Source organism: Halomonas sp. (assembly GCF_033549285.1).
Lineage (GTDB): Bacteria > Pseudomonadota > Gammaproteobacteria > Pseudomonadales > Halomonadaceae > Halomonas.
The window spans coordinates 1-22,648 of the sequence record NZ_JAWSUJ010000067.1 but is presented as its reverse complement, the minus strand read 5'-3'; the positions used below and the strand labels follow the sequence as shown (position 1 = coordinate 22,648).

20 protein-coding genes and 1 pseudogene are annotated in these 22,648 nt (G+C 69.5%); 18 read left to right on the top strand and 3 right to left on the bottom strand.

The features are described from left to right. A pseudogene (locus SCI24_RS14545) lies at nt 1–297 on the top strand (SAM-dependent methyltransferase); the annotation flags it as partial. After that, the gene (locus tag SCI24_RS14540) at nt 294–1,295 is read left to right on the top strand and encodes a class I SAM-dependent methyltransferase (protein WP_318726061.1); all 1,002 of its coding nucleotides are present in this window, start codon (nt 294–296) and stop codon (nt 1,293–1,295) included. The pseudogene SCI24_RS14545 and the gene SCI24_RS14540, both read left to right, overlap by 4 nt. 13 nt (nt 1,296–1,308) lie before the next feature. Here the strand turns inward: SCI24_RS14540 and greB are convergent, their stop codons facing one another. Then, complete coding sequence (gene greB, locus SCI24_RS14535) at nt 1,309–1,848, bottom strand: transcription elongation factor GreB (protein WP_318726060.1); 540 nt, start codon at nt 1,846–1,848, stop codon at nt 1,309–1,311. A 148-nt stretch (nt 1,849–1,996) separates the two neighbouring features. On the opposite strand from greB, the gene SCI24_RS14530 reads away from it, so the two are divergent. The 11 genes from SCI24_RS14530 (at nt 1,997) to SCI24_RS14480 (ending at nt 13,134) form a co-directional block, all read left to right on the top strand. Beyond that, complete coding sequence (locus SCI24_RS14530) at nt 1,997–2,632, top strand: hypothetical protein (RefSeq protein ID WP_318726059.1); 636 nt, start codon at nt 1,997–1,999, stop codon at nt 2,630–2,632. Nucleotides 2,633–2,711: 79 nt separating this feature from the next. Next, complete coding sequence (locus tag SCI24_RS14525; protein ID WP_318726058.1) at nt 2,712–3,362, top strand: NUDIX domain-containing protein; 651 nt, start codon at nt 2,712–2,714, stop codon at nt 3,360–3,362. 1 nt (nt 3,363) lies between these two features. After that, nucleotides 3,364–3,810, top strand: a complete 447-nt coding sequence (locus SCI24_RS14520; protein ID WP_133637410.1) for a DUF1249 domain-containing protein — start codon at nt 3,364–3,366, stop codon at nt 3,808–3,810. 13 nt (nt 3,811–3,823) lie between these two features. Next, a complete protein-coding gene (locus SCI24_RS14515; protein WP_318726057.1) occupies nt 3,824–4,558 on the top strand; it encodes a phosphodiesterase in 735 nt (244 codons plus the stop codon). 122 nt (nt 4,559–4,680) lie between these two features. Further along, the gene (gene cysD / locus SCI24_RS14510) at nt 4,681–5,649 is read left to right on the top strand and encodes a sulfate adenylyltransferase subunit CysD (protein WP_318726056.1); all 969 of its coding nucleotides are present in this window, start codon (nt 4,681–4,683) and stop codon (nt 5,647–5,649) included. Beyond that, on the top strand, nt 5,649–7,073 hold the full coding sequence (cysN, locus tag SCI24_RS14505) for a sulfate adenylyltransferase subunit CysN (protein WP_318726055.1): 1,425 nt from the start codon (nt 5,649–5,651) through the stop codon (nt 7,071–7,073). Before cysD ends, cysN begins: the two co-directional genes overlap by 1 nt. A gap of 209 nt (nt 7,074–7,282) precedes the next feature. Then, complete coding sequence (locus SCI24_RS14500) at nt 7,283–7,957, top strand: zinc metallopeptidase (protein WP_318726054.1); 675 nt, start codon at nt 7,283–7,285, stop codon at nt 7,955–7,957. Between the two features lie 79 nt (nt 7,958–8,036). Continuing rightward, on the top strand, nt 8,037–8,819 hold the full coding sequence (locus SCI24_RS14495) for a hypothetical protein (protein WP_318726053.1): 783 nt from the start codon (nt 8,037–8,039) through the stop codon (nt 8,817–8,819). After that, nucleotides 8,816–10,801: an MFS transporter gene (locus SCI24_RS14490; protein WP_318726052.1), complete on the top strand. Its 1,986-nt coding sequence runs from the start codon at nt 8,816–8,818 to the stop codon at nt 10,799–10,801. Before SCI24_RS14495 ends, SCI24_RS14490 begins: the two co-directional genes overlap by 4 nt. Then, nucleotides 10,798–11,796, top strand: coding sequence for an ABC transporter substrate-binding protein (locus tag SCI24_RS14485; RefSeq protein WP_318726051.1), 999 nt, complete (start codon nt 10,798–10,800; stop codon nt 11,794–11,796). Before SCI24_RS14490 ends, SCI24_RS14485 begins: the two co-directional genes overlap by 4 nt. A 189-nt stretch (nt 11,797–11,985) precedes the next feature. Then, a complete protein-coding gene (locus SCI24_RS14480; RefSeq protein ID WP_318726050.1) occupies nt 11,986–13,134 on the top strand; it encodes an App1 family protein in 1,149 nt (382 codons plus the stop codon). A 21-nt stretch (nt 13,135–13,155) separates the two neighbouring features. On the opposite strand, the gene cmoB is transcribed toward SCI24_RS14480, so the two are convergent. Beyond that, nucleotides 13,156–14,148: a tRNA 5-methoxyuridine(34)/uridine 5-oxyacetic acid(34) synthase CmoB gene (gene cmoB / locus SCI24_RS14475; protein ID WP_318726049.1), complete on the bottom strand. Its 993-nt coding sequence runs from the start codon at nt 14,146–14,148 to the stop codon at nt 13,156–13,158. Nucleotide 14,149: 1 nt separating this feature from the next. After that, complete coding sequence (cmoA, locus tag SCI24_RS14470) at nt 14,150–14,917, bottom strand: carboxy-S-adenosyl-L-methionine synthase CmoA (RefSeq protein WP_318726048.1); 768 nt, start codon at nt 14,915–14,917, stop codon at nt 14,150–14,152. An 85-nt stretch (nt 14,918–15,002) separates the two neighbouring features. Between cmoA and pgi the strand changes: the two genes are divergently transcribed. The 5 genes from pgi to SCI24_RS14445 form a co-directional block, all read left to right on the top strand. Next, nucleotides 15,003–16,685 (top strand): glucose-6-phosphate isomerase, encoded by a 1,683-nt coding sequence (pgi, locus tag SCI24_RS14465; protein WP_318726047.1) that lies wholly within the window; start codon nt 15,003–15,005, stop codon nt 16,683–16,685. Nucleotides 16,686–16,713: 28 nt separating this feature from the next. After that, complete coding sequence (locus SCI24_RS14460; RefSeq protein ID WP_318726046.1) at nt 16,714–17,397, top strand: YqiA/YcfP family alpha/beta fold hydrolase; 684 nt, start codon at nt 16,714–16,716, stop codon at nt 17,395–17,397. Between the two features lie 3 nt (nt 17,398–17,400). Then, the gene (gene parE / locus SCI24_RS14455; RefSeq protein ID WP_318726045.1) at nt 17,401–19,281 is read left to right on the top strand and encodes a DNA topoisomerase IV subunit B; all 1,881 of its coding nucleotides are present in this window, start codon (nt 17,401–17,403) and stop codon (nt 19,279–19,281) included. 277 nt (nt 19,282–19,558) lie between these two features. Further along, entirely contained in the window at nt 19,559–21,811 is a 2,253-nt protein-coding gene (gene parC, locus SCI24_RS14450; RefSeq protein ID WP_318726044.1) for a DNA topoisomerase IV subunit A, read from the top strand. Further along, on the top strand, nt 21,808–22,648 hold an 841-nt coding region (locus SCI24_RS14445), incomplete at its 3' end, for an HAD family hydrolase (RefSeq protein ID WP_318726043.1). The genes parC and SCI24_RS14445, both read left to right, overlap by 4 nt.

The following is a 22,648-nucleotide window of genomic DNA, read 5'->3' as shown; positions in this document are numbered from 1 at the left end:
GAGAAGGCCCTGGCCGACCGGCTCGAGGGCAAGGGGCTGCGCAAGCGGTTGACGCCGATCTCGCCGCTGACCCATGGCCAGGTCGAGGCCTGGAGCGCCGAGAACGGGCTCACGATCCGCGAGGTGGCGGGCATCCGGGTCTTTGCCGACTACCTGCGCCAGCCGCCACAGAGCGATGCCGACAGGGAGCGCCTGCTGGCGCTGGAACGGCGCTACTGCCGCGTCGACCCCCACTGGCGGCTGGGCCGCTACCTGCTCTATACCCTGGAACGCCCGCTCGAGGAGGCCACCGCATGAGTGCCGAGACCCCCGTCTGCCAGCTGCTGGAACGCCAGGGCACCGACTACCGCGGCTGGCTCTGGGTCGCGCCGCCGCGGGACACCTGGCTGGAGGCCGGAGAGGGGAGCCTGCTCTCCGCCAATCAGGCCGTGCTCGCGGCCTGGCGGGCCCGGGGGAGGTCGGCGCACTCGCCCTTCGAGGGCGTCGACCCGGCCCCGCCGGGGGCCGTGCTGTTCTGGCCCAAGAGCCATGCCCTGGGGGAATGGTGGCTGCTGTGGCTCTGTGCCCACCTGCCGCCGGGGACCCCGCTGCAGCTGGTGGGCGAGAACCAGGGCGGGATCAAGCGGGTCCTCAAGGCGCTGGCGGCCCTGGGGCTCGGGTGTCGCAAGCTGGACAGCGCCCGGCGCTGCGGCCTCTATGCGACCCGCCTGGATCGGGTTGGGATCGACCCGGACGAGGCCTGGACCAGCTTCGAGGCGGAGGGCATCCGGCTGGTCAGCCACCCGGGCGTGTTCGGCCACGGCAAGCTGGATGACGGTACCCGGCTGCTGCTGGAGCAGTTGCCGGCATGCCTGGCGAAGAAGGGGGAAGTGCTCGGCGAAGTTCTCGATGTCGGCTGCGGCGACGGCATCCTGGCGGCCTGGCTGGCACGGCGCGGCGCGCGGGTCACGGCGGTGGATGTGAGCCACTTCGCGGTGGAGGCGACCCGGCGCACGATGGAAGCCAACGACCTCCAGGGCGAGGTCCTGGCGAGCGACGTCTACTCGGCGCTGGGGGAGCGTCGCTTCGACGCCATCGTCAGCAACCCGCCCTTCCACCAGGAGCGGGCGATCGACTATGGCCCGGCGGGGCGGCTGATCCTCGAGGCGCCCGACCATCTGCGACTCGGCGGCCAGCTGATCCTGGTGGCCAACGCCTTCCTGCCCTATCCGGACCTGCTGGAGCGCGCCTTCGGCGCCTTCGAGGTCCTCGCCGACGACCGCCGCTTCCGGGTCTACCGGGCGGTCAAGGGCTGATCAGCCGACACGCTCACTTGCCGGGGTCGCGATAGGCGATCTCGGTGATCACGTAGGTGGTCTCGCCGCCCGGGGCGGCCACCGTCACCTCGTCGTCCAGGGCCCGGCCGAGCAGGGCCTTCGCCAGCGGCGCGTCGACGCTGATCCAGCGCTTCGTGGTGTCGGTCTCGTCGTGGCCGACCAGACGGATGCGCATCTCCTCGCCTTCCTCATCCTCCAGGGTGACGAAGGCGCCGAAGAAGACCTTCCCGGTATCCGCCGGCAGGCGGTCCACCACCGTGAGCTCGTCGAGGCGCTTGGTCAGGTAGCGGATGCGCGCGATGACCCGGTTGAGCTCCTTCTTGTTGTAGGTGTAGTCGGCGTTCTCGCTGCGGTCGCCCAGCGCCGCCGCCTCGCCCACCTTGGCCGAGAGGGCGGGTCGCTTGACCCGCGAGAGGTGGTCGAGGATGCCGCGCAGCCGCTCGGCCCCCTCGGCGGTGATCAGGTTGCTCTTGGGTTCCTGGCGCGGGTCCTTGGCGGGGTCCCGCCAGCGCGTCATGTTGCGGCCCTTCATGGTGTTCCTCGCGATCTTGTGTCTGGCGGCGAACATACGCCACCCGAGCGTTGCGGCCAAGCCGGGGAGGGGTAACTGGCGATTGAATCAAACGTTCGTTACATTGCAGGGCGAGACCACAATGCCAATACCCCGAAGGAGATGCGAGATGATGCGACGCCGACTGCTGGCCACCGTCCTGGGACTGAGCCTGGCCACCCTGCCGCTGGTGAGTGCCCACGCCTGGGAGGCCCGGGTGGAAGGCATCAAGAACCATTGGGAGCGGGTGATCACCGAGCAGGCCGAGGGCGAGCGTGGCGATGGCCTCAAGGCGCTGGCCGGCCGGGCCGAGCGGCTGGTGGCCGAGCACCCGAACGCGGCCACGCCGCTGGTATGGCAGGGCATCATCGAGGCTTCCTGGGCCCGTGAGCGCAGTGGCCTGGGCGCCCTCTCAAGCGCCAAGAGCGCCCGCGATGCCCTGGAGCGTGCCGTCGAGCTCGACCCCGAGGGGAACGACGGCTCTGCCTGGGTGACCCTGGGAGCGCTATATCACCGCGCGCCGGGCTGGCCGGTGGCCTTCGGCGACGCCGAGACCGCCGACAGGATGTTCCGCCGCGCCCTGGCGATTCGCCCCCAGGGCATCGACGTCAACTACTACTATGCCGCCTTCCTCGAGGACGAGGACCGCCATGGCGAGGCCCGCGAGCATGCACGCCGCGCCGTGGGCGGCCAGGCCCGGGAGGCACGCCGGGCCTCCGACGAGGCGCTGCGCGAGGAAGCCAGGCAGCTGCTGGAGCGTCTCTGAGGCTCGTCGGAGGGCAGGGCGGTTGGCATTCCTGCCCCGGGTCCCGATAATGGGGCCTTTGCGCGACCCGGAGACCGGCATGAGCGAAACCCGCCCGCCCGCAGACGAGCAGGACCTGCCCCTCGCGGCGCCCTTCACGGCCGCCGACGTGGACCTGGCCGAGCGTCGCTGCCTGCACCAGGGCTTCTTCCGGCTGGAGGAGCTCCACCTGCGCCACCGCCTCTTCGAGGGCGGCTGGAGCGGCAGGGTGGTGCGCGAGGTGCACCACCGCCACGATGCCGTGGGAGTGCTGCTCTACGACGTGGAGCGCGACACCGTGGTGCTGGTCGAGCAGTTCCGTGCCGGCGCCCTGGACGACCCCGACTCCCCCTGGAAGCTGGAGGTGGTGGCGGGGCTCGTCGAGCGCGGCGAGAGTGTCGCCGAGGTGGCGCGCCGCGAGACCATGGAGGAGGCGGGCTGCGAGGTGGGCGAGCTGATTCCGCTTCACACCTACTACCCGAGCCCCGGCGCCTGCGACGAGCGGGTCACGCTGTTCTGCGGGCTGGTCGACAGCCGTGGCCTCGGCGGGGTGCACGGCCTCGACGAGGAGCACGAGGACATCCGCGTGCACGTGCTGCCGTTTACCCGGGCCTGGGAACTCCTGCAGGCCGGTCGACTCGACAATGCCATGTGCCTGATCGCCTTCCACTGGCTGGCCGGCGAGCGCGCATCGTTGCGAGCAAGGAGGTAGCGTGCCGAGAAACGCCTATGTCACCGACCTGAAGACGCTGCAGGGCGAGTGCACCGCCAACTTCATCCGGCTGACCCGGCTGCTGGGCGACCTGGAGGTCGGCGAGACCCGCGAGGTCGAGCTGCACAACCATGGCCGTCGCCTGGGGGCCCTGTGCCTCAAGCTCCAGGAGCGCGCGCCCTATACCAGCATCGTGCGCGTCTCCCAGCGCGGCGTGCTCGATACGGTGATCGATACCCCGCGCATGCGCGTACACCTCTACCACGACGTGCGAATGGCCGAGGTCACCGACTTCCAGCGCCAGCGCCACTTCGATGGCCGCTACCGCTACCCCAACTCGCGGATGCACCAGCCCGACGAGAAGCTGCAGCTCAACCGCTTCCTCGGCGAGTGGCTGGACCATGGCCTGGCCCATGGCCACTCCCTCGACCTGCCCCAACTGCCCTGATGAGATTGCCCTGATGCGACTGGTCCAGCTCACCGACTGCCACCTGCAGGCCGACCCCGCGGCCCGCGCCCGGGCGGGCTTCCCGCTGCGCCAGCTGGAAGCCGTGGTCGAGGCGGTGAACCGGGAGCGGCCTGAGCTGGTGCTGGTCACCGGCGACGTCAGCGATGACGAGACGGCGGCCTCCTACCGGCTGGCGGAGCAGGCGCTCTCACGGCTCGAGGCGCCCTGGTTCTGGCTCCCCGGCAACCACGACCAGCCGGCGCTGATGGCCGACTGCCGCGAGCTGCACGACGAGCTGGACCTGGGCCATTGGCGGGCGCTGCTGCTGGATACCCACGTCAGCGGCCGGGCAGGCGGCGAGTTGGGCGAGGCGGCCCTGGCCTCCCTGGACGCGCGTCTCGCGGCCGACGACCGGCCGACGCTGCTGGTGATGCATCATCCGCCGCTGCCGGTCGGCTCGGCCTGGCTCGACGAGATCGGCCTGGCCGACGGCGAGGCCTTCTGGCGGGTCGTCGCTCCCCATCCCCAGGTCCGCGCGGTGTTCTTCGGCCATGTCCACCAGGCCTTCCACGGCGCCCATGCGCTGGGCGACGGCGAGGTGCCGGCCTATGGCTGTCCCGCCACCACCGACCAGTTTCTGCCGGGCTCCTCGACCTTCGCCCTCGACGAGGCCTCGCGTCCGGGCTATCGCCTCATCGAGCTTCGCGACGGCTCGCTGGAGACCTGGGTGGAGCGCGTCGACCCGTGAGTGGCAAATAGCCATATTGGCTATAAAAAGATAGTTATTAATTCTTTTGGGTTATTATTGGCCCGGCGTTACCCTGTCTCGCATGATCTCACCCGCCCAACGTCATGCGAGGTAGCCGGGCCATGAGCAGTCTTCACGCACCGTCACGCGAGAGCGCCGTCGAGGCCGCCGGGGCCCTGGTCCCGTCGCGCCAGCGGCAGACCCACCTCCAGCAGCTCGAGGCCGAGTCGATCCACATCATCCGCGAGGTGGTGGCGGAGTTCGCCAACCCGGTGATGCTCTACTCCATCGGCAAGGACTCCTCGGTGATGCTGCACCTGGCGCGCAAGGCCTTCTATCCCGGGCCCCCGCCCTTCCCGCTGATGCACGTCAACACCACCTGGAAGTTCCGCGAGATGATCGAGTTCCGCGACCGCATGGCCGCGGAATCCGGCATGGAACTGATCGAGCACATCAACGAGGAGGGGCGTGCCGCCGGCATCAATCCCTTCGACCATGGCTCGAGCGGCTACACCGACGTGATGAAGACCCAGTCCCTGAAGCAGGCGCTGGACAAGTACGGCTTCGATGCCGCCTTCGGCGGGGCGCGTCGCGACGAGGAGGCCAGCCGCGCCAAGGAGCGGGTGTTCTCCTTCCGCGACCGGCACCACCGCTGGGATCCCAAGAACCAGCGCCCGGAGCTGTGGAACCTCTACAACGCCCGGGTCAACAAGGGCGAGTCGATCCGCGCCTTCCCGCTCTCCAACTGGACCGAGCTGGACATCTGGCAGTACATCCACCTCGAGGGCATACCCATCGTGCCGCTCTACTACGCCGCGCCGCGTCCGGTGGTGGAGCGCGACGGCATGCTGATCATGGTCGACGATGATCGCATGCCGCTGGCCGAGGGTGAGGTGCCCGAGGAGAAGTGGGTGCGCTTCCGCACCCTGGGCTGCTACCCGCTGACCGGCGCGGTGGAGTCGCGGGCGGACACCCTGCCCGAGATCATCCAGGAGATGCTGCTGACCCGCACCAGCGAGCGCAGCGGCCGCGCCATCGACCACGACCAGGCCGGCTCCATGGAGAAGAAGAAGCGCGAGGGCTATTTCTGATGTCACACCAATCGACCCTGATCGCCGACAACATCGACCAGTACCTGCACGAGCACGAGAACAAGGACCTGCTGCGCTTCATCACCTGCGGCAGCGTCGACGACGGCAAGTCGACCCTGATCGGCCGGCTGCTGCACGACTCCAAGATGATCTTCGACGACCAGCTGGCGGCGATCACCCAGGCCTCGAAGAAGAGCGGCACCACCGGCGAGGCGGTGGACCTGGCGCTGCTGGTCGATGGCCTGCAGTCCGAGCGGGAGCAGGGCATCACCATCGACGTGGCCTACCGCTTCTTCTCCACCGACAAGCGCAAGTTCATCATCGCCGACACCCCGGGCCACGAGCAGTACACCCGCAACATGGCCACCGGCGCCTCCACGGCGAGCCTGGCGATCATCCTGATCGATGCCCGCTACGGCGTGCAGACCCAGACCCGGCGGCACAGCTTCATCGCCGACCTGCTGGGCATCCAGCACCTGGTGATCGCGGTCAACAAGATGGACCTGGTGGGCTTCGACCAGCCGCGCTTCGAGGAGATCGTCGCCGACTATCGCGACTTCGCCGGGCAGCTGGCCGCGCCGGACCTCCACTTCGTGCCACTCTCGGCGCTCGAGGGCGACAACGTGGTCAATCGCAGCGAGCGCATGCCCTGGTATGCAGGCCCCCCGCTGCTCGAGCTGCTGGAGGGGATCGAGGTCAGCCGCGATCTCAACCTGACCGACCTGCGCCTGCCGGTGCAGTACGTCAACCGGCCCGACCTGGACTTCCGGGGCTATGCCGGCACCCTGGAGGCCGGGATCCTGCGCCCGGGCCAGGCGATCAAGGTGCTGCCGTCCGGGCGGGTCTCGACGGTCGAGCGCATCGTCACCTTCGACGGCGACCTGGAGGAGGCCTTCCCGGGGCAGGCGATCACCGTGACCCTGGAGGACGAGATCGACATCTCCCGAGGCGACTGGATCGTCGCCGCCGACGCCGAGGTGGCCATGGCCGATGCCTTCGAGGCCGACATCGTCTGGATGCATGACGAGGCGCTCGTCCCCGGGCGCCAGGTCGACATCCGCCTGGCCGGGCGCTCCGTGTCGGGGCAGGTCGGCGAGATCCTCCACCAGGTGGACGTCAACAGCCTGGAGCGCCACCCGGCCGAGCGCCTCGATCTCAACGCCATCGCCCGCTGCCGGGTGGAGCTCACCGCCGAGGTGCCACTGGATGACTACGGCACGAGCCCGGGCACCGGCAGCTTCATCGTCATCGACCGGCTCTCCAACGTCACGGTGGGCGCGGGGATGATCCGCGGCGTCGCCCGTTCGGGTGACCGACCGACGGGCGAGGTGGACTGGGCCGGCTTCGAGCTGGAGCTCAACGCCCTGGTGCGCAAGTACTTCCCCCACTGGGAGGCCAGGGATCTTCGCGAGCTGTTGCGGTAATCCCTTGTGATTGCCTCGATATGGGGTTCCGGGGACAGGTCTTCGAGGGGGCGCTGTGAATACCTCCCTGTACGCTACCGATGCCATCCATGGCATAGGACCCCCTCTACGACCTGTCCCCGGGTAAGCCCCGTCTGCCTCGGTACCGAAAGAACCATGCTCTGGTAGGGTAGGTCCAATGACCTGCCCCCTCCCCGGAGCCTGACCCGATGATCGTCCTGGCAATCGCCCTGCTGCTGGCCCTCTTCCTGCTGCCCAACCTCTGGGCGAAGTGGGTGCTGGCGCGCCACGCCCGAGGGCGCGAGGAGTACCCCGGGACCGGGGGCGAGCTGGCGGACCACCTGATCCGGCGCCTCGGACTCGAGGGGGTCAGGGTCGAGATGACCGACCAGGGCGACCACTACGACCCCGAGGCGCGCCGGGTGCGCCTCTCACGGGAACACTACGAGGGCCGCTCCCTCACCGCGGTGACGGTGGCAGCCCACGAGGTGGGGCATGCCATCCAGCACCAGCAGGGCTACGCGCCGCTGCTGGCGCGTTCGCGGCTGGTGGGGGTGGCGCAGAAGGCCGAGAAGGTCGGTGCGCTGCTGATGATGGCCGCGCCCTTCCTGTTCGTGCTGACCCGCCTGCCGGGCGGCCTGGCCATCGTGGTGGCCGCCGCGGTGATCAGCTTCGGCACCGCCGCCCTGGTGCACCTGGTCACCCTGCCGGTGGAGTTCGACGCCAGCTTCCAGCGTGCCTTGCCGCTGCTCAAGGAGTATATCCCGCCCCGCGACCTGGCCGGTGCCCGCCATGTGCTTACCGCCTGCGCCTTCACCTATGTGGCGGCATCGCTTGCCAGCATCCTCAACCTGGGCCGCTGGCTGGTGATCCTGCGACGTTGATCCCTCGTGGGGAGTTCGGCGGCAGCTGACCTGTGGCGGTGCCACACTGGGATGACCGCTCCTTGAGTTCCGAGGCGAGATGACCCTCTTCTGGCGGGCCTGGGCGACGATCATGCTGGTCAACCTCGTCGTGCTGGCCCTCTTCGTGGGATTGGCCACGCTGCGTTACGCCGGCATCGACGGTGGCCTGACCGGTGAACGGCTGGGTGTGCTGGCCCAGCGCACGGCGGAGCCCTTCGCTATCGCGGCCGGGCTCGGTCTGGCGCTTGGTCAGGTGCGCAATGCGCCCGCGGTGCTCGAGCGCTCACGCCAGACGGACGAGCGGATCGATGCGATCCATGTCTTCGAGCCCGACGGCCGGGTGGTGCACTCTACTCGGCCGGAGGCGCCGGCTCGGATCAGTCAGGAGCTCGTCCGCCGGCATCGGTCGTCGGCGGGAACGCCCTGGTTCCTCGAGAGCAGCGACAGATTCATCAGCGGCGTGTCGATCGACGGCGGAGCAGACTCGACGGCTGGCGGCGTCCTCCTCGTCTACCAGCGCCGCCACAGCCAGACCCGTGTCCTTGCCATGTCGGCCGAGCTGTCCATGCTGGCCCTGCTGGTGTGGCTCACCGCCGCGGTGGTGGGCTGGTTCCCGTTGCGTCTTGCCCTGGCCAGGGAGGTCGACGACTGTCGTCGACTCGAGCAGACCATTGACGCCTTCGAGCGGCGCGGTTGGCGACCGGGTGGGGTTGCCTTTGCACAGGAAAACGATCGTCAGCCACGGGAGGGAGAACTGGCGGGACTGCTCGATGCCGCCGAACGGCGCTACCACGATGCCTGCCGATCGCTTCCGCCGTCCGCCGAGGAGGGAAGAGGGTGAGGGCGGCCTCCTGGGAGCGGCACCTCCAGCTCCGCATCGCGCTGGTGGTTGCGGCGGGGGTACTGGCCACGGTGGTGGCGCTGGGGGGGATGGCCCTGCTGGCCTTCGACCGGGCCGTGGAGCCCGAGTTGAACGAGCGGATCCAGCTGGTCGCCAGCCTGCTGAGAGGCGATCTGCAGCAGGCGCTGGAGCTGGGCGTCCCGCTCGAGGCGATCACCGGTCTGGAGCAGCATATCCAGGCCGTGCTGGGCAGGTTCGAGGAGATCGAACGCATCGCCATCCTGGCGTCGGATGGTGGGGTGCTGGCGGAGTCGAGGCGAGCGCTGGCGCTGGCGCCGGGGCTTGAGTGGATGGGTGGGGTCTGGACGGCGCCCCTCTCTCATTCGCTTCCGCTGATCGCCGACGGCACCCTGCTGGGTCAGGTGAGGGTCGAGACAGCGGCGCATTTCATCCAGACGCGGCTGGGAGAGATGTTCCTCGACGTCCTAGTACTGGCCCTCGTTGCCGTGGTGGTGGCCGTCATGCTGGTTCATGTGGTGGTAGCAGAAGCCGTCGGCAAGCCGCTACGCCGAGCTCTCGCCCTGCTGGGGGAGCAGCGTGACGGCCTCTTTGTCCACCGCGTCAGACCCGGCGGCATCGGTGGCATCGAGCGGGTGACCCGACGATTCAATGACCACGCCGAGGACATCGCCGAGCGCCTCACGACGCTGAGCTCCCGTGGCCGCGAGGCGCTCGCCTCGTCGTCGATTCCGAGCGCCTGCGAAGGCCGGCCGTCGCTACTGCGGCTATCCGATCCCAACGACACACGCCTGGCCCTGTTCCTGTTCTCGGTGGCAACCGAGGTGTCCACCGCCTTCATGCCGCTCTATGCTCGTTCCCTGGCGCGCCCCGCGTGGCTCTCGGCGGAGCTGGCCGCCTCCGCACCGCTGCTGTTCTACCTGCTGGGCCTGGCGGCGACCGTTCCCTTCGCGGGCCATCTCTCGTCCCGCATCGGGGCGAGGCGACTGTTCTTGCTCACGGTCCCCTCCACTGCCCTGGCGCTGGTGGGAATGGGCATCAGCCAGGACGTGATTACCCTGACACTCTGGCGCCTCTTGCTGGCGGTTGGCTACGCCCTTGCCATCATCGCTTGCCAGGAGTACGCGCTGCGGGCACAGCCGACGCGGGCCGGCGGGGAGGCCCTGGGGGGCACGATGGCAGTCGTCCTCGGCGGGGTCTTCTGTGGTTCGGCACTGGGAGGGCTGCTGGCCCAGCGCTTCGGCTACCTCCAGGCCTTCGTCGCCGCAGCGCTGCTGCTCATCCTGGCCGGGATCCTTGCCGGGGTGATGATGCGAGGGACCGCCGGCGACGCCGACCCGAGACGCCGGACCCAATCCACCGGGGGTGGCTCCGCCTGGCAGCTGCTGCGACACCGGCCGCGGCTGCTTCTGCTGCTGTTCGGCATCGCGATGCCGATGAACCTGACCACCGCCGTCGTCGTGTGGTACCTGACGCCGCTCTCCCTGGCGGATCAGGGCGGGGGGCCGGCCCTCATCGCCCGGGTGGTGATGCTCTACTACCTGGCCGCCGTGCTGGTCGGCTCCCTGGCCAGTCGACTTGCCGACGGCGACGTCGGCCCCGGCGGGCCCATCATCCTCGGGGGGGTACTGTCGATCGCCGCCCTGGTGGGCATGACGCAGGGGCAGGCGCCAGCGGCCCTCGCCCTGGCCATGGCCGCTCTCGGCCTGGGCCACGCCCTGCTTCGCGGCCCCGTGCATGCCGAGGTGCGGGCCCTGAGCGACCAGGCCCCCCGGATGCTTGCCCTGCTGCGCCTCGTCGACCGCCTCGGCGCGCTGTGTGGCCTGCTGCTGTGCGCGCTCTGGCTGGAGGCCCTGGGCCATCGCGCCAGCCTGCTGCTGGTGGTCGCCGCGGTGGCCCCTGGGATGGTGGTCTATACGGTTGTCCGCGCCCCGAGGGGGCAGGTAGCGAGGAGCGAGCGATGAGCAAGGCAGGGGTGGTCCGAGGCGTGCTGGCTGGTCTGATCCTGGGGCTCTGGCCCCTGCAGGCATCGGCCTTCACCGTCATGATCGTCACCTGGCGTGGCTGCGAGCAGGCCTGCGAAGGGTTTCAGGACTACCTGCGCGAGCGCGGCCACGAGGTCGATTTCCTGCTGCGAGACGCCGGTCAGGACACCGCCATCCTGCCGACCTTCCTCGAGGAGGCCAGGGCGTTGCCGGTCGACCTGCTCCTCTCCTGGGGGACCAGCGTGTCACGCGGGCTTGCCGGCACCGTGGAGCAGGCTGGCGACCCGGCCTTCAACCAGGAGCTGCCGCAGGTGTTCACGATCGTTGCAGATCCCGTGGGGGCGGGGTTGGTCGAGAGCCTGGAGGCCACCGGGCGTGCGAACCTGACCGGCACCTACAACCGGGTGCCCGAGGAGGTGAACCTCCAGACACTGCGTGCCTACTTCCCCGGCTTTCGACGCCTGGGGCTGCTCTACCACGCCAGCGAGCCCAATTCGGTGCTCAAGGCCCGGGAGCTCGAGGCGCTGGCCGAGCGGCTGGACTTCGAGCTGGTGGCCTTCGAGGTCCCGAATGGGAATGGGAATAATCCGGTGCTTGCCGATTTCGAGGAGGGGCTGGACGCGCTGAAGGAGGCGCGGGTCGATGCACTCTACCTCGGCTCCTCCTCCTTCCTGCAGCGGCACGGTGAGGCCTTCACGGCGGCGGCCGTGGCGCGGGAGCTGCCGGTGCTCAGCCCCTACGAGGGGCTGGTGCGCCACGCCTCCGCGCTGCTCTCCGTGGCGCCGCGCTACTACGACGTCGGCCGCCTGGCCGGTCGGCAGGCGGAGCTTATCCTGGTCGAGGGCATGCGGCCCGGCAGGCTGCCCGTGGCGCGTGTCAGCGACTTCGCCATCGTCATCAACATGAAGGTCGCCCGGCGCTTGGGCCGCTTCCCGCCCATGCCGCTTCTCCAGGTGGCCGAGACGGTGGAGTGATTCCCCTGTCCCGTGCAGCTGGCCACCAGCCGTGCGTCGGTGCAGCCGCAGCGTTCGAGCCACTGTCAGGCAGTGGCGCTGGCCCCGGGCACGTCTCTGAGCAAAGCAGGTGCGGACACGGCCGGGCCAGGGTTAGGCTGGGAGGCATCGACATGCGACGGAGCCTGCGACCATGAACGGCACGACTCGATGCGATGCCCGGCCTTGGTGGTGGTGGTGATGCCGGCGCTGCGACGCGCCACCCTGTTCATGAAGCGGCTGGTGGGGGTCGTGGCCCGGCCGATGAAGCGCGATCACGGTCACGGCGGCCTGACGGTCACCCCCTATCGGGGGTATGGCTCGCGGTGCGACGCCTTCCTCACGGGCCGCGTGTTTCGTCAGTCGCCGCTGGGCAGGCTGGTTCCTCGCCGCGGCTTCCTGCGCGACCTGGCCGACGTGGTCCGTCGCATCGCCCGTCGTGGGGTCGCGGATGCCACTGTCGAGATCCATATGGGCGAAAGCCATGTGGCCGTGACCACCGACCGCGATGGCTACTTCGATGCTCACCTGCCCATCGTCTCATCACTCCCGCGCGACCGTTCCTGGCACCACGCCGAGCTGTGGGTCACGGCCGATCACGAGTCGCCAGTGCGCGCCAGCGTGGAGGTCTATGTCCCGGCCTCCGAGATCGACCTGCTGGTGATCAGCGACATCGACGATACCGTGATGTACACCGGTGTGGCCGACAGGCTGCGGATGCTCTATCGGCTGTTCATCGAGAAGCCCCACCGGCGCACGGCCTTTCCCGGGGTGGCATCGCTCTACCAGGCCCTGCATCGCGGCGCGGATGATCGGGGCGAGCGACCCATTCTCTACGTGTCCCGGGGGCCCTGGGCGATCTACGAGATGCTGGAGGCCTTCTTCCAGCTCAATCGCATCCCGGTCGGTCCGATCCTGTTCCTGCGCGAGTGGGGCATCTCGGCGCGCCATCCCTGGCCGCGCCGGGCCGAGGATCACAAGGAACGACTGATCAGCCGCATGCTGGCGCTGTTCGAGGGGGTGTCCTGCATCCTGATCGGCGACAGCGGGCAGCACGATCTCGAAGTCTACACCCGCATCGTCAAGGCCCATCCCGGACGCGTCGAGGCGATCTATATCCGTCGCGTGGACCGGCGGGTGGAGCGGCAGCGCGACGTCCAGCTGTTGCGCGACCAGATCTGCCATACCCGCTGCGACCTGGTGCTGGCGGCCGACAGCGTGCTGATCGCGGAACATGCCCGGGCGCGCGGCTTCATCTCCGACCATGGGCTGGCCGCGGTGCGCCGGGATGTGGCCGGCATGCCTGACGATAGCGCCTGAGAGTCGGCCGCGCCGCGGAGCTCAGGCCGGCCGGTTGGCGATGACTACCGCGCGCCGCGGGGCGGGGTAGCCTTCCCGGGTCCTTGTCGGGTCCTCGGGGTCGAGGAAGTCGGAAAGCGACTGGAAGGTCATCCACTCGGTGGTGCGCTGCTCGTCGGTCGTCGTCACCGCCTCGTCCACCACCCGCACGTTGGTGAGACCGCAGCGCTCGAGCCACCGGCAGAGCGCGGCGGAGGAGGGCAGGAAGTAGACGTTGGGCATGGCGGCGTAGCGCTCCCCCGGGAGCAGCACCGTGGTGTCATCGCCCTCCACCACCAGGGTCTCCAGCACCAGCTCGCCGCCCGGGCGCAGGGCCTCCCTGAGCTGTTGGATATGCTCCAGGGGCGAGGGGCGGTGGTAGAGCACGCCCATGGAGAAGACCGTGTCGAAGAAGGCGAGCCCTTCGGGCACCGCCTCGATGCCCACCGGCAGGAAGTGGGTGCGGCCGCCGTCGGCGTCGCCGACGAAGTGGCGCACCGCCCGGAACTGCCAGAAGAAGCGCGGCGAGGGGTCGATCACCAGCACGAATGCCGCCCCACGACCGGCCATGCGCCAGGCGTGATAGCCATTGCCGCCGCCCACGTCCAGCACGCGGCGACCGGCCAGCGGCGCCAGGTGCGGCGCCACCCGCTGCCACTTCCAGTCCGAGCGCCACTCGGTGTCGATGGCGATGCCGCCGAGCCGGTAGGGCCCCTTGCGCCAGGGCGCGAGCTTGCCCAGCAGGTTCTCGGCCTGGCGTCGCCGGCTGACGGTAAGGTCGCATTCCACCGTGACGGTATCGGCATCCAGGCGTACCTCGCGCGTCCCGGGAAGCGGGGGCAGCTTGGCCACGGCCTTCTCCCAGGCCGGCAGGTCGCCATGGCGCTGGCGGTCCAGGCCTCGGGCCAGCTGGTCGGGCAGGCGGGCCAGCCAGGCCTCCAGCCCCTGGTCGAGGAAGGCCTGGTAGAGGGCGCGGTGCTCGGGCGCGATCGGCACCTTATTCCTCCCGGGACGCCGCGGCGCTGGCGTCCTTGAAGGCGATCAGCGAGGCGAAGTTGAGGAACTGGAACCAGGTGTGGGCGCGGGCAAAGCCGGCCCGGGCCAGGCGCTCGTGGTGGCCCGCCAGGGTGTCCGGCACCAGCACGTTCTCAAGCGCCGTGCGCTTCTGGCTGATCTCCATCTCGCTGTAGCCGTTGGCGCGCTTGAAGTCGTGGTAGCGCTCCACCCGCCAGGCGTTTTCCTGCTCGTCCTCGGCAACCACCTTCTCGGATAGCACCAGCACGCCGCCGGGCTCCAGGGCCTCGAACAGCCGGGCCATCAGGGCATCGCGATCCCCCGGGGCGAGGAACTGGAGGGTGAAGTTGAGCACGATCATGCCGGCGGGGGCGTAGTCCAGGGTGCGAATATCGCCCTCGAGAACCTCCATGACGTGGTCGGGGCACTCCTCGGCCAGGGTCTCCCGGGCGCGGGCCACCATGGCGGGGGAGAGGTCCACCCCGGTGTAGCGGAAGGCGTCCGGCGGCAGCGTCCCGGCCAGCGACAGACCGGTGGCGCCCAGCGAGCAGCCCAGGTCGTAGACCCGGGCGCCATGGCGCAGGTGCCTGGCGGCGATCAGCCCCAGCATGCCCAGTATCTGGCCGTAGCCCGGCACCGAGCGGCGGATCATGTCGGGAAAGCAGGCGACGACCTTCTCGTCGAACGAAAAGCGCGCCACCCGGTCCAGGGGTGTCGAAAAGATCGCGTCACGGTAAGATGCGTCACTCATGGAACTGGCCGGATTTCATGGGAAAGGGGCGTCATTCTACGCCTCGCCCACGCCGGCTGCACGACAGGACGTCAAGGAGGAAGCCATGACACACCCCACGATCGACCAGCGCGAAGCCTGGCAGGCCCTGGCCGCGCACGCCCGCGAGATGCGTACCACCCACCTGAGCGAGCTGTTCTCCGGCGCGCCGGGGCGCCACGCGGCCCTCACCCGCCGGGCGGCGGGGCTGACCCTGGACCTCTCCAAGCAGCGCTGGCGTGACGAGACCCTCGAGCGGCTGCTCGACCTGGCCCGGGAGGCCGAGGTGCCCGAGGCGATCCGCGCCCTGCTGGCCGGGGATCGGGTCAACCGCAGCGAGGACCGGCCGGCCCTGCACACCGCACTCAGGCTGCCGCCGGAGGCCAGCCTGGTGGTGGAGGGCGAGGACCTGGTGCCCTCGGTGCACGCCACCCTCGAGCGCATGGCCACCATGGTCGAGTGCTTCCATGCCGGCCAGTGGCGGGGCGCCACCGGCCGGGCGATCCGCGACGTGGTCAACCTGGGGGTCGGCGGCTCCGACCTGGGCCCGCTGATGGTCACCCATGCCCTGGCCGACTACCGGCCGGAGGGGGTGCATACCATCGACGTGCACTTCGCCTCGACCATGGACGGCTCCCAGCTGGCCGACTACCTGGCACGGCTCAATCCCGAGACCACGCTGTTCGTGCTCTCGTCGAAGTCCTTCACCACCATCGACACCCTCTCCAATGCCCGCACCGCGCGGGACTGGCTGATGGCGCGGCTGATGGGCGAGAACCGCGAGGAGGGCGTCGACGCCGACCTGGTGATGCACCAGCACTTCATCGGCGTTTCGGCGAGCCCCGAGAAGATGAACGAGTGGGGCATCGCCAAGGAGCACCAGCTGGAGTTCTGGGAGTGGGTGGGGGGCCGCTACTCGCTGTGGGGCGCCATCGGCCTGCCCATCGCCCTGGTAGTGGGCATGGAGCACTTCCGCGAGCTGCTCGCCGGGGCCCATGCCATGGATCGCCACTTCAGCGAGGCGCCGCTTTCCGACAACCTGCCGGTGCTGCTGGCCCTGGCGGGGATCTGGAACGTCAACTTCCTCGATATCCGCGCCCACTCGATCCTGCCCTATGACGGCCGCCTGGAGTTCTTTGCCGCCTACCTCGAGCAGCTGGAGATGGAGTCCAACGGCAAGTCGGTGACCCACGACGGGGACGAGGTCGGCTACTCCACCTGCCCGGTGCTGTGGGGTCAGCTGGGGCCCAATGCCCAGCATGCCTTCTACCAGCTGCTCCACCAGGGCACCCAGGCCGTGGAGTGCGACTTCATCGCCCCCAAGGTGCGCTATGACGACGTGGAGGATCCCGCCACCCGCGACCACCTGATGGGGCAGCACCGCCTGACGCTCGCCAACTGCTTCGCCCAGTCGCGGGTGCTGATGCTCGGCGACGAGGCCATCGAGGAGGACGGCCCGCGTCCAGTGCACAAGCGCTATCGGGGCAACCAGCCCTCCAGCACCCTGCTGCTCGACCGGCTGACGCCGGCCACCCTCGGCGCGCTGATCGCTCTCTACGAGCACAAGGTATTCGTCCAGGCGACCATCTGGGACATCAATCCCTTCGACCAGTGGGGCGTGGAGCTGGGCAAGAAGATCGCCGGCGAGACCCAGCGGATCCTCGAGCACCAGGCGGACATCGCCGACATGGACGACTCCACCCGGGGCCTGATCGAGGCCGTCTGGGCGGCGGAACGCGGCTCGCGATGACACTGGCTGCATGTACAGGGGTTGCGGTATGCTGAGTGCCGCCTGGCACCTGCCGGCCGCCAGCGGGGTCCTCTACCTCCACGGCTTCAACAGCGGCAGCGCCTCCCCCAAGGCGGCGCTGGTGCGCGAGGCCTGTGCATGGCTCGGCCTGCCCTGCGCGACGCCGCAGCTGCCGCACCGCCCGGCCGCGGCCCTGGCGCTGGCCGAGTCGCGGCTGGCCAGGCTGGGGCCGCTGCCGCTGGTGGTGGGCAGCTCCATGGGGGGCTTCCTGGCCACCCTGGTCGCCGAGCGGTACGACCTGGCGGGAGTGCTGATCAACCCGGCGGTGGCCCCGGCGGGGCTGGTGGCGGACTGGGTAGGCGAGCGCTTCGACAATGCCTACACCGGCGAGCGATTCGCCATCGACGCCGCGCATCTCGAGGAGCTCGAGGCGCTGACACCGGCACGGGTCACGGCCGAACGCTACCTGCTGTTGCTGGGGACCGCCGACGAGACCCTGGACCCGGTTGATGCCTTTGCCCTGTATCGTGGTGCCAGGACGATCCTGCACCCGCAGGGGGATCATGGCCTCGCGGCGCTGGCCGACTACCTGCCGGCGCTTCTCGCCCACGGCGGTCATGGCCTGCCGCCAGGCTGGGCCGGCAGGACGCCCCCCGGGACAGAGGGCGCCGGCCTCCCGGGCGACACGAACGATCGCAACCACTTTGGGTGATGCATGACGCAATACAGTGCCAGCTCCATCGAGGTCCTCTCCGGCCTCGAGCCGGTGCGCAAGCGCCCCGGCATGTATACCGACACCTCGCGGCCCAACCACCTGGTCCAGGAGGTCATCGACAACAGCGTGGACGAGGCACTGGCCGGCCATGCCGGGGAGATCACCGTAAGGCTGTTCGAGGATGGCGGCGTCGAGGTCTCCGACGACGGCCGCGGCATGCCCATCGACATCCATCCCGAGCACGGCGTCTCCGGGGTCGAGCTGATCATGACCCGGCTGCACGCCGGGGGTAAGTTCTCCCAGTCGAGCTACCGCTTCTCCGGCGGCCTGCACGGGGTGGGGGTCTCGGTGGTCAACGCCCTGTCGAAGCGCCTGGAGATCGAGGTGCTGCGCGACGGCAGCCGCCACGGCATGGCCTTCGAGCACGGCGACAAGGCCTCCCCCCTGCAGGTGATCGGCAGCGCCCCCAAGCGTGCCCGCGGCACGGTGGTGCGCTTCTGGCCCGAGGAGAGCTACTTCGACAGCCCGAGGCTCTCGCTCTCGCGGCTCAAGCACCTGCTGCGCGCCAAGGCGGTGCTCTGCCCGGGGCTCAAGGTCACCCTGGTCGAGCCCGACGGCAACGAGAGCGTCTGGCAGTACGCGGATGGCCTGCGCGACTACCTGGCCCAGGCCACCGACGGCTATGAGGTGCTGCCCCAGTCTCCCTTCATCGGCCATTTCGCCGATGACGAGCACGGCGTGGACTGGGCCATCCAGTGGCTGCCCGAGGGCGGCGAGCCGCTGCTCGAGAGCTACGTCAACCTGATCCCCACGACCCAGGGCGGCACCCACGTCAATGGCCTGCGGTCCGGCATGCTCGAGGCGCTGCGCGAGTTCTGCGAATACCGAAGCCTGCTGCCCCGGGGCGTCAAGCTCACCGCCGAGGACCTCTGGGAGCGGGTCTCCTACGTGCTCTCGGTGAAGATGCTCGACCCGCAGTTCGCCGGCCAGACCAAGGAGCGACTCTCCTCGCGCACTGTGGCGGGCTTCGTCTCCGGGGTGGTCAAGGATGCCTTCTCGCTGTGGCTCAACCACCATGTCGACCAGGCCGAGGCGCTGGCCGAGCTGGTGATCAGTGCCGCCCAGCGCCGCCAGAAGAGCGCCAAGAAGGTGGCGCGCAAGAAGGTCACCTCGGGGCCGGCGCTGCCCGGCAAGCTCGCCGACTGCTCGGGCCAGGACCCGGCCGGCAGCGAGCTCTTCCTGGTGGAGGGCGACAGCGCCGGCGGCAGCGCCAAGCAGGCACGCAACCGCGAGACCCAGGCGATCCTGCCGCTGCGCGGCAAGATACTGAACACCTGGGAGGTGGAGTCCCATGACATCTACGGTTCCCAGGAGGTCCACGATATCGCCGTGGCCGTGGGCATGGACCCGGGCAGCGACGACCTCACCAAGTTGCGCTACCACAAGATCTGCATCCTCGCCGACGCCGACTCCGACGGCTTGCATATCGCGACCCTGCTGTGCGCGCTCTTCGTGCGCCACTTCCCGGCGCTGGTGGATGCCGGCCACGTCTTCGTGGCCATGCCACCGCTCTACCGCATCGACCTGGGCAAGGAGGTGCACTATGCCCTGGACGAGAGCGAGAAGGCGGCCATCCTGCGCAAGCTCGAGGGCAAGCGCGGCACGGTGAACGTGCAGCGCTTCAAGGGCCTGGGCGAGATGAGCCCGCTGCAGCTGCGCGAGACCACCATGGCGCCGGAGACCCGCCGCCTGGTGCAGCTCACCCGCGAGGTTGGCGACGGCACCATGGAGATGATGGACATGCTGCTGGCCAAGAAGCGCGCCGGCGACCGCAAGAGCTGGCTCGAGGACTACGGCAACCTGGCGGATATCGAGGTGTAGCAACAAGCGCCGAGCGCCGAGCTACAAGCGCCAAGGCGTGCCTAGCCGGTGGCAGCATAAGCGCAGTTGCTTAGAGCGAGAGGCACCGGGGACAGGTTGAAGAGGAGGTCCTACGCCAGGGAGGAGCATTTGGGGTCAGACCCCGGCGGAGGTGCCGCCGCCAGAGAAATGCTCAAGGCGGACTGAGATGATGCAGCTGGGGTCTGACCCCAAAAGCGCGGAATAGGGCATCCGAGCTCTACGGCAGCGGTCATGAATTCATGAAAGAGGTCACCGTATGACCATGGATATCCAGGTGGCGGAAGGCGACGTCGAGCGCCTCTCGCTGCGCGAGTACACCGAGAAGGCGTACCTCGACTACTCGATGTACGTCATCCTCGACCGGGCGCTGCCGCATATCGGCGACGGCATGAAGCCGGTGCAGCGGCGCATCATCTACGCCATGCGCGAGCTGGCGCTGGGTGCCAACGCCAAGTACAAGAAGTCGGCGCGTACCGTCGGCGATGTGCTGGGCAAGTTCCATCCCCACGGCGACAGCGCCTGCTACGAGGCGATGGTGCTGATGGCCCAGCCGTTCAGCTACCGCTACCCGCTGGTCGACGGCCAGGGCAACTGGGGCAGCCCCGACGATCCCAAGTCCTTCGCCGCCATGCGCTACACCGAGGCGCGGCTGTCGAAGTTCGCCGAGGTGCTGCTCGCCGAGCTCGGCCAGGGCACCGTGGACTGGACCCCCAACTTCGACGGCACCATGAACGAGCCGGTGGTGCTGCCGGCGCGCCTGCCCCACGTGCTGCTCAACGGCGGCACCGGCATCGCCGTGGGCATGGCCACCGACATCCCGCCCCACAACGTGAACGAGGTGGTCGAGGCCACCTGCCACCTGTTGCGCCACCCCGAGGCCACCACCACGGACCTGCTCGCGCACATGCCGGCGCCGGACTTTCCCACCGAGGCGGAGATCATCACCCCGCGCAGCGACCTGCGAAAGCTCTACGAGAGCGGGCGCGGCTCGGTGAAGCTGCGTGGCCGCTACGTGCGCGAGGAGGGCAACGTGGTGGTCACCGCGCTGCCCTACCAGGTGAGCGGTGCCAAGGTGCTCGAGCAGATTGCCGCCCAGATGCAGGCCAAGAAGCTGCCCATGGTGGCCGACCTGCGCGACGAGTCGACCCACGAGGAGCCGACGCGGCTGGTGATCGAGCCGCGCTCCAACCGCGTCGACATCGAGGCGCTGATGGCGCACCTCTTCGCCACCACCGACCTCGAGAAGAACATCCGCGTCAACATGAACGTGATCGGCCTGGACGGCCGGCCGCGGGTCTTGGCGCTGCCCGACCTTCTCGGCGAGTGGCTGCGCTTCCGTCGCGCCACGGTGCGCCGGCGCCTCGAGCACCGCCTGGGCAAGGTCGAGGACCGCCTGCACATCCTCGAGGGCCTGCTGGCCGCCTACCTCAACATCGACGAGGTGATCCGCATCATCCGCGAGGAGGACGAGCCCAAGGCCGCGCTGATGGAAGCCTTCGGGCTCTCCGACCGCCAGGCCGAGGCGATCCTCGAGCTGCGCCTGCGCCACCTGGCCAGGCTCGAGGAGATGAAGATCCGCGGCGAGCAGGACGAGCTCGAGGCCGAGCGCAAGCGCCTGCAGGAGCTGCTGGGCAGCGAGACCCAGCTCACCGACCTGATCGAGGAGGAGCTGCGCGCCGCCGCCGAGGCGCACGGCGACGCCCGCCGCTCGCCGCTGGTCGAGCGCGAGGAAGCCCGGGCGCTCTCCGAGGTGGAGCTGGTCGGCGCCGACCCGGTCACCGTAGTGCTCTCCGAGAAGGGTTGGATCCGCAGTGCCAAGGGCCACGAGATCGACCCCGCCGGCCTCTCCTACAAGGCCGGCGACCGCTTTCATCTCGCCGCCCGGGGCAAGACCAACCAGCCGCTGGTGCTGCTGGACGACACCGGGCGGGCCTACACCCTGTCGGCCCATAACCTGCCCACCGCCCGCGGCCAGGGCGAACCGGTCACGGGACGGGTCAACGTGGCGGCCGGGGCCCACATGGCCGGCCTGATGCTGGCACCGCCGGACAGGCGCTTCCTGCTGGCCTCCGACGGCGGCTACGGCTTCATCGCGCCCCTCGAGGCGCTGATCGGCAAGAACAAGTCGGGCAAGGCGATCTTGAGCGTGCCCAAGGGCTGCAACGTGCTGCCGCCGCTGGAGGTGCCGGCCGAGGAGGGCGCCTGCGTGGCCGCGGTCTCCAACGAGGGGCGGCTGCTGGTCTTCGCGCTCTCGCAGCTGCCCGAGATGGCCAAGGGCAAGGGCAACAAGATGATCGACATCCCCGGCGCCCGGGCCGCCCGCCGCGAGGAGTTCGTGCGCGACATGGTGGTGCTGCCCGCCGGCGCTGCACTGGTGGTGCATGCCGGCAAGCGCCACCTGACCCTCAAGGCCGCCGATCTGGACTACTATCGTGGCGAACGCGGCCGGCGCGGCAGCAAGCTGCCCCGCGGCCTGCAGAAGGTGGACCGGCTGGAGATTGCCGAATGACACGACGCGTACTGATCCGCGCCACCGGAGTGGCACGCCCCGGCCAGCTGGCCGGGCTCGGCAAGGCGCTGGCGGCCAGCGGCGCCCGGCTGCTGGACATCAACCAGAGCGTGACCTTCGGCATCCTCTCCCTGGAGGCCCTGGTGGGGCTCGCCCGGGAAAGCGACCTGGAAGGCGCCCTGGCCGCGACGGGAGACGCCCTGGGCCTGGACATCCAGGCGATCCAGGTGAGCGCCGAGGATTACCAGCGCTGGAGCGTGCAGGCGAGCCAGCCGCGGCTGATCCTGACCCTGCTGGCGCCCCATCTGCCGGCCGGCATCCTCGCCGAGGTGGGGGCGCTGACCGCCGAGCATGGCCTGACCGTGGAGCTGATCCACCGCCTCTCCGGCCGCGAGCCGCTGGACGGCGGCATGCCCGAGCATGGTGCCTGCGTGGAGTGCTGGCTTCGCGGCGAGGAGGTCGACCTCGATGCCCTGCGCGAGAAGGCCCTGGCGCTGGGTGCCATGCACGGCGTGGACATCGCCCTCCAGGAGGATTCCATCTGGCGCCGGCATCGACGCCTGGTCTGCTTCGACATGGACTCCACCCTGATCCAGACCGAGGTGATCGACGAGCTGGCCCGCCGCCACGGCGTGGGTGACGAGGTGGCAGAGGTCACCGAGCGGGCCATGCGCGGCGAGCTGGACTTCCAGCAGAGCTTCCGCGAGCGCATGGCGAAGCTCAGGGGGCTGGACGAGTCGGTGCTCGCCGAGATCGCCGAGTCCCTGCCGCTGATGGATGGCCTCGAGCGGCTGATGCACCACCTCAAGCGGCTGGGCTATCGGACGGCGATCCTCT

Excerpts from the sequence above, each read along its gene's own strand:
- SCI24_RS14540 (WP_318726061.1), top strand. The coding sequence starts at position 294 with ATGAGTGCCGAGACCCCCGTCTGCCAGCTGCTGGAACGCCAGGGCACC.
- greB (WP_318726060.1), bottom strand. The coding sequence starts at position 1,848 with ATGAAGGGCCGCAACATGACGCGCTGGCGGGACCCCGCCAAGGACCCG.
- SCI24_RS14530 (WP_318726059.1), top strand. The coding sequence starts at position 1,997 with ATGATGCGACGCCGACTGCTGGCCACCGTCCTGGGACTGAGCCTGGCC.
- SCI24_RS14525 (WP_318726058.1), top strand. The coding sequence starts at position 2,712 with ATGAGCGAAACCCGCCCGCCCGCAGACGAGCAGGACCTGCCCCTCGCG.
- SCI24_RS14515 (WP_318726057.1), top strand. The coding sequence starts at position 3,824 with ATGCGACTGGTCCAGCTCACCGACTGCCACCTGCAGGCCGACCCCGCG.
- cysD (WP_318726056.1), top strand. The coding sequence starts at position 4,681 with ATGAGCAGTCTTCACGCACCGTCACGCGAGAGCGCCGTCGAGGCCGCC.
- cysN (WP_318726055.1), top strand. The coding sequence starts at position 5,649 with ATGTCACACCAATCGACCCTGATCGCCGACAACATCGACCAGTACCTG.
- SCI24_RS14500 (WP_318726054.1), top strand. The coding sequence starts at position 7,283 with ATGATCGTCCTGGCAATCGCCCTGCTGCTGGCCCTCTTCCTGCTGCCC.
- SCI24_RS14495 (WP_318726053.1), top strand. The coding sequence starts at position 8,037 with ATGACCCTCTTCTGGCGGGCCTGGGCGACGATCATGCTGGTCAACCTC.
- SCI24_RS14485 (WP_318726051.1), top strand. The coding sequence starts at position 10,798 with ATGAGCAAGGCAGGGGTGGTCCGAGGCGTGCTGGCTGGTCTGATCCTG.
- SCI24_RS14480 (WP_318726050.1), top strand. The coding sequence starts at position 11,986 with ATGCGATGCCCGGCCTTGGTGGTGGTGGTGATGCCGGCGCTGCGACGC.
- cmoA (WP_318726048.1), bottom strand. The coding sequence starts at position 14,917 with ATGAGTGACGCATCTTACCGTGACGCGATCTTTTCGACACCCCTGGAC.
- pgi (WP_318726047.1), top strand. The coding sequence starts at position 15,003 with ATGACACACCCCACGATCGACCAGCGCGAAGCCTGGCAGGCCCTGGCC.
- SCI24_RS14460 (WP_318726046.1), top strand. The coding sequence starts at position 16,714 with ATGCTGAGTGCCGCCTGGCACCTGCCGGCCGCCAGCGGGGTCCTCTAC.
- parE (WP_318726045.1), top strand. The coding sequence starts at position 17,401 with ATGACGCAATACAGTGCCAGCTCCATCGAGGTCCTCTCCGGCCTCGAG.
- parC (WP_318726044.1), top strand. The coding sequence starts at position 19,559 with ATGACCATGGATATCCAGGTGGCGGAAGGCGACGTCGAGCGCCTCTCG.